Origin of the sequence: Alloalcanivorax xenomutans, from assembly GCF_032810065.1 — a bacterium.
In the GTDB taxonomy this organism is placed as follows: Bacteria; Pseudomonadota; Gammaproteobacteria; order Pseudomonadales; family Alcanivoracaceae; genus Alloalcanivorax; species Alloalcanivorax xenomutans.
In genome coordinates, this window is record NZ_CP136538.1 from 1,915,505 (window position 1) to 1,927,775 (window position 12,271).

A 12,271-nucleotide genomic window follows, 5' to 3' on the forward strand; every position below is an offset into this window, starting at 1 on the left:
TGCTTTTCACAGTCTCCCCGCCCGTTTCAAAGCCAGATAGGTCTGCCCAAGGCGTTCGGCGAGGCGTTCCGGGGTGGCGGCGACCACGTTGGCGCCGGCGCGGCGCAGGCGCACGTGCAGGGCTCTCCGGTGCTCTTGTTCCTGGGCATCCGCCGCCAGCCGCAGGGCATCGTCCAGGTCCTGGACCGGCGCCTGGTGCAGGGCTTCCTGCTCGGGCAGGCGGATGTCCGCCACCATCACCAGATGGCGCCGGCTCAGTAGCGTCACGGCGGCGAGCAGATCGTCGCTGTCCTCCGGGTGCAGCCGGCTGACCAGCACCACCAGCGAGCGGCGTTGCCAGCGGCCGTGGAAATAGCGGGCGGCCTGGCTGAAGTCGCTGGCGTGCTCCTGGGGATGAACGTCGTAGAAGCCTTTCAGCAGGGTTTGAATGCCGCTAGGCCCGTGTACCGGCGACAGCCAGCGCGGGGTGTCCCGGGAGAACAGCAGACTGCCCACCCGGTCGCCCTGGCGCAGTGCCGACCAGGCCAGCAGCAAGGTGGCGTTGAGCCCATGGTCGAACAGGGTCAGATCGCCCACCGGCAGCTTCATTCGTCGCCCGGCATCGAGCAGCACCCACAGGCTCTGGTTCTGTTCATCCTGGTAGTGACGGGTGATCAGATGACGGCGGCGGGCGCTGGCTTTCCAGTCGATGCGGCGCGGGCTGTCACCGGGCTGATATTCCCGCAGTTCGTGAAATTCCAGGCCCTGGCCGCGGCGCGGTTGCTGGCGGTTGCCAAAGCGCAGCTGGCTTTTATCCACCGCCAGGGCCGCCCGGGCGATGGGGGAGAAGTCCGGATACACCGGTACGGTGCGGGCGGCGGCTACCCGGCGGCGGCCTTGCCACAGGCGCGCCGGGGACGGCAGCCACACTTCGATGTCGCCGAACGCCACCGGGCCGCGCCGGGAGGGGCGATAGCGGTAGCGGACCTCGGTGATGTCCGCCGCCAGGGTCACTTCCCGGGGCAGGCCGGTGTGGCTGTCGTCATCGGGGTGATGATCGGCCAGGTTCCAGATCTCACCGGGCCGCCCGCCGCTCAGACGCAATGTAATGGTCTGTGGCACCCCCACTGACAGAGCGGCGGGCAGTGAGCGCTCGGCGGCCGGTGCCGGACGGGCGCTCAGGCGCCGGGCATCCAGCACCGCCCATAACGCCAGTGCCAGGCCGGCCAGCACCCAGATCAGCAGGGCGCTGTCGCGCCATCCGGAGGCGAAGGCCGCCGCCAGCACCGGCAGCAGGCTCAGCGCCGCCCAGCAGAGCAGAAGCAACAGCAGGCGTGACCCGGGTCTCATTGACGCGGGGCCTCCACTTGCTCGAGCAAGTGGGTCAGCACCGTCTCCACGGTCTGGCCTTCCAGTTCCGCGTCCACGCCCAGGCGCAGGCGATGGCGCAGCACCGGCGGCGCCACCGCCTTGATGTCATCGGGAATGACGAAGTCACGGCCATCGAGCAGGGCGTAGCTTTTCGCCGCCCGGGCCAGGGCAATACTGGCACGCGGACTGGCGCCCTGAACCAGGGCCGGGTGATCGCGGGTGGCGCGGGCCAGGCGCAGCAGGTAATCGAGGATGGCGTCGTCCAGCAGCACCTGTTCCGCCCAGCGGCTCAAGGAGAGCACGCCGGCACTGTCGGTGACGGCACTGAGCCCGGCGTCGTCGAGGCTGTCCGCCAGGGTGCCGTCCAGCACCATGCGCAGCATCCGCGCCTCGTCTTCCTGTTCCGGGTAGCCGATCAGGATCTTGAACAGAAAACGGTCCAGCTCCGCCTCCGGCAACGGGTAGGTCCCTTCCTGGTCCAACGGGTTCTGGGTGGCCAGGACCACGAACGGCGGCGCCAGACTGAAGCTTTCGCCCTCGATGGTGATTTGCCGTTCCTGCATCACTTCCAGCAAGGCCGCCTGGGTCTTGGCCGGGGCCCGGTTGATCTCGTCCGCCAGCAGCAGATTGGTGAAGGCCGGCCCCTTGCGGATATGGAAGGTGGCGTTGCCGGCGTCATAGATGGCGTGGCCGGTGACATCGGTGGGCATCAGGTCCGGGGTGAACTGGATGCGCTGAAAATCGAGTTTCAGCACCCGCGCCAGGCTCCGCGCCAGCAGCGTTTTTCCCAGTCCCGGCACGCCTTCGATCAGCACGTGGCCACCGGTGATCAGGGCGATCAGCACCTGACGGGTGACTTCGGGCTGCCCGATCAGCACCCGATTCAGCTGCGCCTCGATGTCGGCGGCCAGGGCGGTGGCCTGTTCCAGGGTTTCAGCGGTTTTCATGGTTGACTCCTGATCCTCTGCCTGACCTGTTGCAACAGCGCCACCATGGCCACGCATTGAGCGCGGTCGGCGGGGGGTTGCTCCAGGGCTTGGGAAAGCGTGTGTTCGGGGATGTCCAGACGCTTGGCGGTCAACGCCAGGGCCTTGACCGGGTCCGCGTGTTGCAGGGCGATGCGGCGCTGGACCTGATGGCGCAGGGACGCCAACAGCCGGTCGCTCTGGCCGGTGCGCCAATGGAAATGGCCAATGGCCCGCAAATGACCGAGATAATCGGTGTGCTGGCGGGCCGGATCGCGCCACAAGGGCCCGCGGCGTGGCAGCCGCCGCCACAACCAGAATGCCAGCGCCAGCACCAGCGCCAGAATGAGGGGCCAGAATCGCTCCCACAGCCATATTGGCAGCGGCGGGATATCGATTCCACGTACGAACCATACCGGTCCCCGGGCAGTCAGGTCGGCCAGCAGCCGGGCGTGGTCAAAATGGTGCAGGTGCTGGTTGTCCCACAGTCCAAGCTCGGTAAGCACGGTGACGGTGCCGCCGCCCACCCGGAAACGCAGCAGGGTTTCGCCGGCCTCGTTGCTGGCGGAGGCTTCCAGTACCTGCGCCGGCTCGCCGGTGGAATCGTCTATCGGCAGGGGGGTGTAAAGCAGCCGTATCGGCGTCTCGCTCTGCAGCAGCCGGGGCTGGTCGCCCAGATTGTGGGTCGCCGCCGGCGGCTGCCAGTGTTGCGGTGCCTGACAGGTGAGGACCTCGCATTGATGCAGCCGCTCCTCGGAGGCATCACCACTAAGGCAATACTCCAGAAACCAGTCTTCCATCGGCCGGAAACGGTCGAACAGCAGGGCCAGCGGGTCTTCTTCATTGTCCTCGCGGGGCAGGGCCTCGACCTCCACCTCGAACAGGGACAGCAGCGAGTCCGGATCGCGGCGCCGCGTCTCGTTCTCGTCCTGTTCCGTTTCCTCCTCGGCGAACCAGCCGCTTGAGGGCGGCAGGTAGCGCGCGGCAATGATCAGATTGCCGCCATCGTGGACCCAGTTGAGCAGATCCAATTGCCGCTCGTAGCCCAGTGAGCCGCGATCGCCATCGAGGATCAGAGTGGTATCGGTGTCCGGCAACGGAAACAGGGCGCGGGTGCTGAAGATACGGCGGCTGGGCCGTCCCCAGTGGTCCAACAGCTGTTGCGCGGCGAGGTACGGATTATTACGCACGCTGGCGTCCGGTGAGGCCGGCGCGGCGTATTGCACCGGTACCGTGGCCCAGAAGTAGCCCGCCACCAGGGCCACCAGCAGCACCAGTACAAGATAGGGCCACCAGCGCTTCATGATGCCGCCTCCGCGCTGCTCAATTGTTGCCAGCGCCGCAGCAGTTGGCGCGCCTGTTCCGGCGTCACCGGCTGATGGGCCCAGGCGATGCGGGTCCATTGCCGTATCAGGTCGCCGAGATACGTCACTCTGGCATCGTCACCGAGCAGACGCCGGTAGGCATTCAGACAATCCCGCTCGGTGGCGCCGGGAGTGAGCCGGGTGGGGTGGCTCTGAAACAGGGCTACCAGGGCATGGCGCAGCAACAGCGCCAGCGCGGCGCGCACATCGTCACCGGCCAGCGCCTGCTCCACACCGCTACCCAGGTCGTCCGGCAAGGACTCGGCGCGGGTATCCAGCCCCGCCACGCTCACCGGCATCTCCATGGGCTTGGAACGTCCGCCTTTCAGAGCGCCGCGGTTGCGGAACAGGGCCAGCAGCAGGAACACGATCAGGGCCACCAGCACCAGACTGGCGAGGACCGTGACCAGCCGATCCGGCAGTTGCCAGTCACCGCCAGCGCGGTCGCGATCCGCATGGTCACTGTTGAACAACTGATCAAGCAGGCGGTTCCACCAACTGTCCTTGTCATCGCTGCGCAAGGAAGGGCGCAGTTGGCGCTCCTCGCGGATTTCCACCGGCATGAACCGCTCGCCGGCCAGTAGTTCAATGGCCGCTTGTTTGGGGTCTTCCGGTTCGGTTTGTGCCGCTGGTGCCGGATGCGGCATCACGGTAAGCATCAGCAGCAGTGCCAGGGTGGTGACGCCGAGCACCCGGCGGCGCCGGCCGATGCGGTCCAGCCCCAATTGCAGATCCCAGCCTTCCAGCCAGGTGCGCTGATTAAGATAAAGGGAAAAAGCGGCCGCTACGTAAAGCGGCTCGGTGATGGTCAGTGTCAGATACCAGGCCAGTGCCGCCAGACTCAGATGCAAATAACTCTGTTCGCTGAACCAGACGCTGAATTCCATGTTGAAGTCCCAGGGCACCAGCGTCAGCACCAGCACCATCAGACCGGTCAGCAGCACTTGTTCGAGGGCCACCATCAACGCCATGAGCGTGCCGGCCCGCTGCCCGGGCGGACTCAGCAGCACCTGGATGCGGGACGAGGCCTGGGCGCCGCGGCAGCCTTCCAATTGCCAGATGCCGGTCAACAGACCCCGGAACGGGCTCAGCCGGCGCCAGGTCAACTGTCCGGCCAAGCCGTTCAGGCCATAGGCGGGGAAGCGCTTGAGCAGGGTCCAGGCGCCGGGGTAGTCACCGAACAGGGCATGGCTGAAGAAGGCCAGCAGCGGTCTTTCCCACAGTGGCTTCAACCACCAGAACAGCACTATCGGCCACAGGCTGTCCAGGCCAATGGACAGGGCGCTGAGCAGGGTATAGGGCAGCGCCGTGAACAGCAGCCATACCAGGGTGACCTGACGCCACCAGCGGCGATAGAAACGGGTGCCCAGATCCATGGCCTGCCAGGGGGAACGGGGCGCCAGGCGGGCGCGCAGGTTATTCAGATCCATGACGCCCCGCGAACAGCAAATAGACGTAAAGCAGGGCCCAACTGATACCGCCGACGGTGTATTTGATCTGGGCGTCCAATTCCCGGGAGGACCAGAACGCCTCGATCATCGCTGCCAGCACCAGCAACAGGAACACGCCGTACATGACCGGCAGGGTTTCCCGCGCCGCCCGGCGCAAGGCATCCACCCGTCGCCAGGAGCCCGGCGCCACCAACGACCAGCCCAGGCGCAACCCGGCGCCGCCGGCCAGCACGATGGCGGTCAGTTCCGGCGCCCCATGGGCAATGACGAAGGTGTAGAACGGCTGCCCGGCGCCCACCAGGGTCAGGTGGGCGGCGGCGGCGCCGAGGAAACTGCCGTTGAACAGCATCACCACCAGGGAGCCGATGCCGAACAACACCCCACCAGCGAAGGTGCGGAAAGCGATGCCGACATTGTTGTAGATGTAGTAGCCGAACATCATCAGATCGTCGGCCCGATTGCGGTCGCTGCTGTCGCGCAGATCCGGGTGGTACATGTTTTCCAGATCGCTGACACCATTGCCGTCCACCACGGTATGCACCAGCTCCGGGTCGTGCAGGATCATCGCCGCGACCAGTCCGGCGGAGAGCAGGAAGGCGAGGGCGCTGATCAGATGCCAGCGCCACATGGCGCGCACCGCGCGCGGGAAGTCACCGCGCAGGAACGCCGCCAACCTCGGCATCAACGGTGCCCGGTGACGGTAGAGTTGGCGATGGGCACGCAGCATCAGGTCGTTCAGGTAGTCCTGCAGCACCAGGCTGTAGCCCCGTTCCCGCGACAGCGCCAACTGATGGCACAGGTCCTGGTAGTCGCCAGTGAAGCGCGACAGGTCCACGTTCTTGGGCCGCTGCTTTTTCTCCAGCGCCGTCAGGCCCTGCTCAAGGCGATGCCACTGGGGTTGATAGCGCTGCTCGAACCGGCTTTGTCTCATGTCGCCCCCAGTACGTGATTGACCACCCGGCGTAACCGGGCCAGGGCGGCATCATCGGTGAGTTCCGGGTAAGCCAGTCTGGCCAGTTCCCGTTGACGGTCCTCGGACAGCCGCAAGCCCCGGTCATGAAAGGCCAGCAGCACCAACTGATCGCCACGGTCCAGCGGCCAATCCGGTGGCTCTCCGCCGCTGTCACCGGGAGCGGGGCGGGTTTGCGGCGCGGGCACGTGAATCACCAGGGTGTCGGCGGCAAGATCGCCCAGCCGTTGTTGGCGAGAGGAAACCAGCATCACCACGAAGCCGGTCAGGTAGGCGAACGGGAACAGATCAGCGGTGCGCAGCAGATTACGCACCAGCGAGCCGCTCAAGCCCACCGGAGCGCCGTTGCCGTGCACCACCGCCAGGCCCATGGCCGCCTTGCCCGGCGTGCGCCCCTGCCGGAATACCTCGAACAGCACCGGGTAAAACCATTCCAGCAGGAACAGCAGCAATAGATAAAGACCGGAGCCGCCACGGCCCAGCAACATCAGGGGCGTGGCCACCACCATCAGAATCAGGGCACGGATCATCAAATCGATACCGTAGGCCATGCCGCGCGGCAGCGGCCCGGCCAGGGACAAGGTCAGCCGCGCGCCTTCCGGCGTATCAATATGCAGACGTTCATCGATCAGCACGTCCACCCCGGATGACTTGCATGGACAATACGAACAGCACCGTGGTCAGGCTCACCTTGACGATGGCCAGGGTGCGCACCGGTTCCGGGTCCAGCACCTGTATCACGTAACCGCAAAAATAGAACAGCAGCAGAAAACACAACCAGGTGAGCCCGCGTTTGTCGGCGTTGATCACCGCCGGCATCATCAGCAGCAACGGCAGATACAGACCAACCCCCATGATCACCGCCGCCATCCAGGGCGCGTCCGGCGGCCCCAGCCAGAACTGGTTGGCCAGCCCGATCAGCAGCAGCAGGGCATAGGTGAGCCGCAGCAGCAAAATCATCGGCGCTGCTCCAGTGCCCGGGCCAGTCCGCCGAGGCGATGCCCCAGCGCCCGCGCCAGAGTGATTTCGTCGTCGCTGGGCTGGGTGCGGTTGTCGATACCTGCCACATGGCTCGGGCCGTAGGGCGTGCCGCCGTCACGGGTGCGGGTCAGGGCCGCTTCGCTGTAGGGAACTCCGGCCAGCACCATGCCGTGGTGAAACAGTGGCAGCATCATCGACAACAAGGTGCTTTCCTGGCCACCATGCTGGCTGGCGGAGGCGGTGAACACGCCGGCGGGTTTGCCGATCAAATCCCCGGACATCCACAGGTCGCTGGTCTGATCGATGAAATACTTCAGCGGTGCCGCCATATTGCCGAAGCGGGTGGGCGATCCCAGGGCGAGCCCGGCGCAACCGCGCAGGTCGTCGAGGGTGGCATAGGGCGCGCCGCTGTCCGGTACCGCCGGCGCCGTGGCCTGGTGATCGGCGGATACCGGCGGCACGGTACGCAGGCGCGCTTCCATGCCGCTGCTTTCCACGCCCCGCGCGACCTGGCGCGCCAGTTCCGCCACCGCGCCGGTACGGCTGTAGTACAGGACCAGAATGTAGGCGCTCACGATTCAATCAACTCCAGCACTTTTTCCGGCGGCCGTCCGATGACCGCGCGTTTGCCGTGGACCACCACCGGCCGCTCCAGCAACTTGGGGTAGCGGACCAGGGCGGCGATGACGGTGTCGTCATCGGCGTCCGCGTGCAGCCCCGCTTCTTTGTATTCCGCTTCCTTGACGCGCACCAGATCATGGGCACGGGCCAGTCCGAGTTGTCGGACCAGAGCGCGCAGAGTGTTGGCATCCGGCGGGTTGTCCAGATACTTTATCACGTTCGGCTCAATGCCGTTCTCTTCCAGCAGCGCCAGCGCCTGGCGGGATTTGGAACAGCGCGGATTATGATAGATGCTGTAGTCGGCCATGGCCTCGCTCCCCTTGCGAAATAGTGGGCGGTGCCGTCCCCGTAATCGGCGGCGCACGCGAAAGCCCTCGATTGTACGGTAGTGGGCGGCGTTTGTGGGAGATTCCATGTGCCGCGGGAAGATGGTAGGGGACTCTTGCCTCTGCTTTTTCGTGGTGACCCGGTGAACGATGGGAAAAAAGAAACCGATGACGGACAAGGACGAGACACCGCTGATTCCCTTTCGTGTGCGCATGCAGTCGCTGGTGGCGTTTCTGCGTTTACTGCGGCGCCAGTTCGTCGAGGACGGCTGCCTGTCATCGGCGGCGGCGCTCACCTATACCACCTTGTTCGCCATCGTTCCGGTGATGACGGTGATGTTCACCGTGATATCGGCGATTCCGGCGCTCAATGAACGGGGATTGGCGATTCGTCAGTGGGCGTTTCAGTATTTCGTGCCGTCCGCCGGTGACCAGATTCTTCGCCACCTGGAAGGCTTCTCCCGGCAGGCCACCAATCTCACCGTTGTGGGCGCCTTGTTCCTGGTGGTGACCTCGGTATTGATGTTGCGCACCATAGAGCAGTCCTTGAACCGGATCTGGCGTATCGGCAAGCCGCGCAAGGGGCTGACCAGCCTGATGATGTACTGGGCGGTGTTGTCTCTGGGCCCGATCCTGCTGGGCGCCGGCCTGGGTATCAGTTCCTATCTCACTTCCGTTTCCCTGGTTACCGATACCGTGGCGTATCTGGGCGGCGATCGTTTCTGGCTGCGCGCCTTGCCGGTGGTGATGACCACCGGTTTACTCTCGTTGCTGTATATCGTGGTGCCGAACACCTCGGTTCCGATTCGTCAGGGCATGCTCGGTGCCTTGCTGGCGGCCTTGGCGTTTGAACTGGCCAAGGGCGGGTTCGCGTTCTTCATCCGGCAGGTGCCCAGCTATCAGGTCATCTATGGTGCCTTCGCCATGGTGCCGGTGTTTCTGTTGTGGATTTATATTTCCTGGATCATCGTTCTCGCCGGCGCCGAGCTGGTGCGCGGCCTGGTGGTGTTCGAGGAGTTTCGGCGCCGGGTGCCGCGCACCCAGTCGCTGCTGCGATTGCTGTGCGTGCTGTGGACACGGCAACGTAACGGGGAAGTGCTACGTCATAATGAGGTGCAGCGCGTACTGCGGGAAGCCGGCGTCACCCATTGGGATGAATTCCGCAATCTGCTGGAGGATCGTGGATTGATGCGCCGCACCGATGAAGGCGGTTACATGCTGAGCGGAGATTTACGTTCGTTGACCCTGGCGGAGCTGCTCGCCATGTTACCCTGGACCAGCGAGCAGCAACTGAGCGTCAATGCCCAGGGGCTGGAGCCCTGGGAAACGGTGCTCAAGGCACGCTGCGATCAGGCGCGCGAAGGCATGCGTGAACCCTTGTCGTTTCCTCTGGAAACGCTGTTCGAGAATCAGTTGCCGGAAACCGGCCCCGATCCCGACCTCAGTGATGAGGGGGCCGGTCATCGAAAAGAGGACGAATGATCATGATTGCCCGTCAAGTGGTGGTGCGCGGCCGCGTTCAGGGCGTGTATTTTCGTGCCAGCACCTGTGATGAAGCCCGCCGCCATGGCGTGGTGGGCTGGGTTCGCAATCTCGAGGACGGTAGCGTGGAAGCCTGGCTGGAGGGCAGCGAGGAGGCGGTCAGCGCCTTACTGGCCTGGATGCGCCGTGGCCCGGCTCGCGCGCGGGTCACCGATGTGACGCAAACCGAACGCACCCCAAGGGGTTACGAGGACTTCGAGGTATCCCGGTGAAACAGGTTGAACTGGTGAATGGCGATCTGCGCTTTCCGGCACTGCTGACCGGTGACGGCGAGCCGGTATTGTTGCTGCATGGCTTTCCGGATACCCATGAGAATTGGGCCGATATCATGCAGCGGCTGGCGCGCGCCGGTTATACCGCGGTGGCGCCGGCATTGCGTGGATACGCACCCTCCTGTCAGCCGGGCAGTGGCGACTATGCGTTGACCGCCGCGCTGGAGGATCTGATGGCCTTCACCGATCAGTTGGGCGGGCGTTTGCACCTGGTCGGCCACGATTGGGGCGCGGTGTTGGGCTACCTGGCCTGCGCGCGCTATCCGGAAACCTTCAGCACTTTTTCCGCGCTGGCGATACCGCCTTTGAAGCGCTTGCCCCAGGCGCTGCTGCGGGTGCCGGAACAATTGGGACTGAGCGCCTATATTCCGTTTTTCCAGCTGCCGCTGGCGGCGGAGACCTGGCTCAACCGCAACGACCTGGACGGTGTCGCCACCCTGTGGCGGCGCTGGTCGCCGGGCTGGGAAGCCGGCCGCTACCTGGAGCAGGCCAAGCACACCCTGGCCCAACCCGGCGTCTTGTCCGCCGCCCTGGGCTGGTACCGGCACTTGCCCCGGCTATGGCGCCGGGACCTGCGTCAGGCCAGCAAGACACTGTTGGGAGAAACCCGGGTTCCGACCCAGGTGTTGCTCGGCGAAAGCGGCGGCTGCATGAGCCCGCGCCTGCTGGACCACACCATCTACCCCGGTGACTTCCCGGAAGGCCTCTACGTCAAAACCCTGGCCGACGCCGGCCACTTCCTGCACCTGCAACAACCGGATGCGGTGGCGGAGCTTTTGGTGGAGCACATTCGAAAAGAAGAAAAAAAGCAGTTAAGAGTGAATAGGGAACAGTGAATAGTTAACAGAAAAAAACCAAAACAGGTGACCTTTAGCCACTGTGGGAGCTTGCCTGCAAGCGAATGGGGTTTGCTCGGGCGCTTGGCAATATTCGCTTGCAAGCAAGCTCCCACAGACAGCGTATGGATCGTTTTTTTGGTTTTCGCTGTTAACTGTTCTCTATTCATTCTTAACTGCTTTGTTCAGCGCTGTCTCGGTTGTCCACTGCTCTTGTCAATGCACCAGCAGGCGTGGGTGCCGTCGATGGGGATGCCGCCCACCCAGCGTATGGGCGGGCGGCTGTCCAGCCAGTTGCGGTAGCCGCTGAGGACGCCATGGCCGGCATGGGTGACATCCAGCAAGCCTTCATCCCAGGGGCGCCCGGGGGTGCGGTGATATTCCAGCAGCGCCCGCTCGCCTTCCAGCAGGGGTTTCAATACCCAGCGAAACATTTGGGGTGACAAATAGGGGAGCGGTTCGCGTTCCTCTTGCAGGGCGTTATACAGCCCGCGTATGGAAATCGGCCCGCGCTCCGCCACCAGCTGTGCCGCCAATTGCTCGCTCAGTCCCAGGCCGGTGGCCGGATCCGGCAGTTCCAGCAGATGACGGCGCAGGGCCCGGCCAAGCATGGGCAACGCCGAGGTGGTGTGCCGGGACAGGCGGTAAAGCGCTTCGGGATGGTTGGCGGTCACCGCGCGCCAGGCCGCTTCGCCGAGCGACAGCTGCGCGGCGCTGACCGCGCGCCGGCGCCGCCACAACCAGTTAAGCACGAAGGGCGCCAGTTGGGTGAGGCAGCGGAAGCGTTTGACGCCCGGCACCGATTCCACCGCGATCAATTGCAACCGGCCGCCGTTGGCATCATGGCTGAACTGGTGCAGCAGCCGGGCCAGAATCAGCTGATCCTGGCTGTCGTGCTGGAACCACAACACCACCCGCCGTCCCCGCGCGGCTTCCGCCAGCCGGTCTTGAATGTCCTGCTGTTCCCGCGCCACCCGTTGCCAGTCCTGTTGCCGCAGATTGGCCAGAAAACGACTGCGCCGCTGCCGGAACAGCGGTATCGGTTCGTTACGCAGGGGGCCGAGACTGTACGGGTCCGCCAGGCTCAGTATTTCCCCGACGAAGCCGGCTTCGCGCAGACGCGGGGTCAGGTCCATGGCGCCGCACAGATGCAGGGTGGCTTCGTCGCCATCCGGGCTGAGTCCGTACAGCGGCTGGCTGTGTTCCAGCTCGCGAATGTGATGGCTCTGCGAGGCCCAATCCGGGAAACCCTGTTCCCGGGCAATGGCGCGCCGGGCATCGGCCAGGGTGAACGGCTGGCGCTGCGAACGTCGGCGCGCGGCCAGCCGCAATACCGCCGGACCGTGATGGCGGCGGGCGCCGCGCAGCAGATTACGGGCGCGGCGTTCCTGTCTTTCCAGCGTCAGATGGCCGTGAACAAAAGGGCTGGGTGGAGCGGGTACTGCAGAAGACATGTCATGGTCCCTGGACATTCTTCAAACCGTTTTCTCTACCATAAATCCGCGGGGCAAACGGTCAATATGCATACCGGCCGGAACGGCCAGGTTTTCACAAGTTTTACCAATGAAATAACGCAGGCACGCAACACGCTGG

General features: G+C 64.8%; 13 protein-coding genes. 3 read left to right on the plus strand and 10 right to left on the minus strand.

The features are described 5' to 3' along the window. Positions 1–6: 6 nt before the first annotated feature. From RYH70_RS08975 to arsC, 9 genes are read right to left on the minus strand one after another with little or no spacing between them, the layout of a single operon-like run. Positions 7–1,329, minus strand: a complete 1,323-nt coding sequence (locus RYH70_RS08975) for a DUF58 domain-containing protein (RefSeq protein WP_022994483.1) — start codon at positions 1,327–1,329, stop codon at positions 7–9. Then, positions 1,326–2,297 carry an AAA family ATPase gene (locus RYH70_RS08980; RefSeq protein ID WP_022994484.1) on the minus strand — a complete coding sequence of 324 codons (972 nt, stop codon included), beginning with the start codon at positions 2,295–2,297 and terminating at the stop codon, positions 1,326–1,328. Before RYH70_RS08980 ends, RYH70_RS08975 begins: the two co-directional genes overlap by 4 nt. Beyond that, positions 2,294–3,619 carry a DUF4350 domain-containing protein gene (locus RYH70_RS08985; RefSeq protein ID WP_063139681.1) on the minus strand — a complete coding sequence of 442 codons (1,326 nt, stop codon included), beginning with the start codon at positions 3,617–3,619 and terminating at the stop codon, positions 2,294–2,296. Before RYH70_RS08985 ends, RYH70_RS08980 begins: the two co-directional genes overlap by 4 nt. Continuing rightward, the gene (locus RYH70_RS08990) at positions 3,616–5,109 is read right to left on the minus strand and encodes a hypothetical protein (protein ID WP_055100763.1); all 1,494 of its coding nucleotides are present in this window, start codon (positions 5,107–5,109) and stop codon (positions 3,616–3,618) included. Before RYH70_RS08990 ends, RYH70_RS08985 begins: the two co-directional genes overlap by 4 nt. Continuing rightward, a complete protein-coding gene (locus tag RYH70_RS08995) occupies positions 5,096–6,061 on the minus strand; it encodes a stage II sporulation protein M (protein ID WP_317010095.1) in 966 nt (321 codons plus the stop codon). Before RYH70_RS08995 ends, RYH70_RS08990 begins: the two co-directional genes overlap by 14 nt. After that, entirely contained in the window at positions 6,058–6,735 is a 678-nt protein-coding gene (locus tag RYH70_RS09000) for an RDD family protein (RefSeq protein WP_022994488.1), read from the minus strand. Before RYH70_RS09000 ends, RYH70_RS08995 begins: the two co-directional genes overlap by 4 nt. Further along, positions 6,722–7,060, minus strand: coding sequence for a DUF2069 domain-containing protein (locus RYH70_RS09005; protein WP_022994489.1), 339 nt, complete (start codon positions 7,058–7,060; stop codon positions 6,722–6,724). The genes RYH70_RS09000 and RYH70_RS09005 overlap by 14 nt, the downstream gene beginning before the upstream one ends. Next, positions 7,057–7,656 carry an NAD(P)H:quinone oxidoreductase gene (gene wrbA, locus RYH70_RS09010; RefSeq protein WP_197021012.1) on the minus strand — a complete coding sequence of 200 codons (600 nt, stop codon included), beginning with the start codon at positions 7,654–7,656 and terminating at the stop codon, positions 7,057–7,059. The genes RYH70_RS09005 and wrbA overlap by 4 nt, the downstream gene beginning before the upstream one ends. Continuing rightward, complete coding sequence (gene arsC, locus RYH70_RS09015; RefSeq protein WP_022994491.1) at positions 7,653–8,009, minus strand: arsenate reductase (glutaredoxin); 357 nt, start codon at positions 8,007–8,009, stop codon at positions 7,653–7,655. Before arsC ends, wrbA begins: the two co-directional genes overlap by 4 nt. 187 nt (positions 8,010–8,196) lie before the next feature. Between arsC and RYH70_RS09020 the strand changes: the two genes are divergently transcribed. Genes RYH70_RS09020 through RYH70_RS09030 form a run of 3 tightly spaced genes read left to right on the plus strand, consistent with a single transcriptional unit; the run spans position 8,197 to position 10,678 of the window. Next, a complete protein-coding gene (locus RYH70_RS09020) occupies positions 8,197–9,510 on the plus strand; it encodes a YihY family inner membrane protein (protein WP_022994492.1) in 1,314 nt (437 codons plus the stop codon). A 2-nt stretch (positions 9,511–9,512) separates the two neighbouring features. Further along, positions 9,513–9,782, plus strand: coding sequence for an acylphosphatase (locus RYH70_RS09025; protein WP_317010096.1), 270 nt, complete (start codon positions 9,513–9,515; stop codon positions 9,780–9,782). Then, a complete protein-coding gene (locus RYH70_RS09030) occupies positions 9,779–10,678 on the plus strand; it encodes an alpha/beta fold hydrolase (RefSeq protein ID WP_317010097.1) in 900 nt (299 codons plus the stop codon). Before RYH70_RS09025 ends, RYH70_RS09030 begins: the two co-directional genes overlap by 4 nt. A gap of 185 nt (positions 10,679–10,863) precedes the next feature. Here RYH70_RS09030 and RYH70_RS09035 read toward each other — a convergent pair whose 3' ends face one another. Beyond that, entirely contained in the window at positions 10,864–12,132 is a 1,269-nt protein-coding gene (locus tag RYH70_RS09035; RefSeq protein ID WP_055100767.1) for a DUF1835 domain-containing protein, read from the minus strand. Positions 12,133–12,271 lie beyond the last annotated feature (139 nt).

What these genes read in the sequence shown, in the direction of transcription:
- RYH70_RS09035 (WP_055100767.1), bottom strand. Translation starts at nt 12,132, where the DNA reads ATGTCTTCTGCAGTACCCGCTCCACCCAGCCCTTTTGTTCACGGCCAT.
- RYH70_RS08995 (WP_317010095.1), bottom strand. Translation starts at nt 6,061, where the DNA reads ATGAGACAAAGCCGGTTCGAGCAGCGCTATCAACCCCAGTGGCATCGC.
- RYH70_RS08975 (WP_022994483.1), bottom strand. Translation starts at nt 1,329, where the DNA reads ATGAGACCCGGGTCACGCCTGCTGTTGCTTCTGCTCTGCTGGGCGGCG.
- RYH70_RS08985 (WP_063139681.1), bottom strand. Translation starts at nt 3,619, where the DNA reads ATGAAGCGCTGGTGGCCCTATCTTGTACTGGTGCTGCTGGTGGCCCTG.
- arsC (WP_022994491.1), bottom strand. Translation starts at nt 8,009, where the DNA reads ATGGCCGACTACAGCATCTATCATAATCCGCGCTGTTCCAAATCCCGC.
- RYH70_RS09005 (WP_022994489.1), bottom strand. Translation starts at nt 7,060, where the DNA reads ATGATTTTGCTGCTGCGGCTCACCTATGCCCTGCTGCTGCTGATCGGG.
- RYH70_RS09025 (WP_317010096.1), top strand. Translation starts at nt 9,513, where the DNA reads ATGATTGCCCGTCAAGTGGTGGTGCGCGGCCGCGTTCAGGGCGTGTAT.
- RYH70_RS08980 (WP_022994484.1), bottom strand. Translation starts at nt 2,297, where the DNA reads ATGAAAACCGCTGAAACCCTGGAACAGGCCACCGCCCTGGCCGCCGAC.
- RYH70_RS09020 (WP_022994492.1), top strand. Translation starts at nt 8,197, where the DNA reads ATGACGGACAAGGACGAGACACCGCTGATTCCCTTTCGTGTGCGCATG.
- RYH70_RS08990 (WP_055100763.1), bottom strand. Translation starts at nt 5,109, where the DNA reads ATGGATCTGAATAACCTGCGCGCCCGCCTGGCGCCCCGTTCCCCCTGG.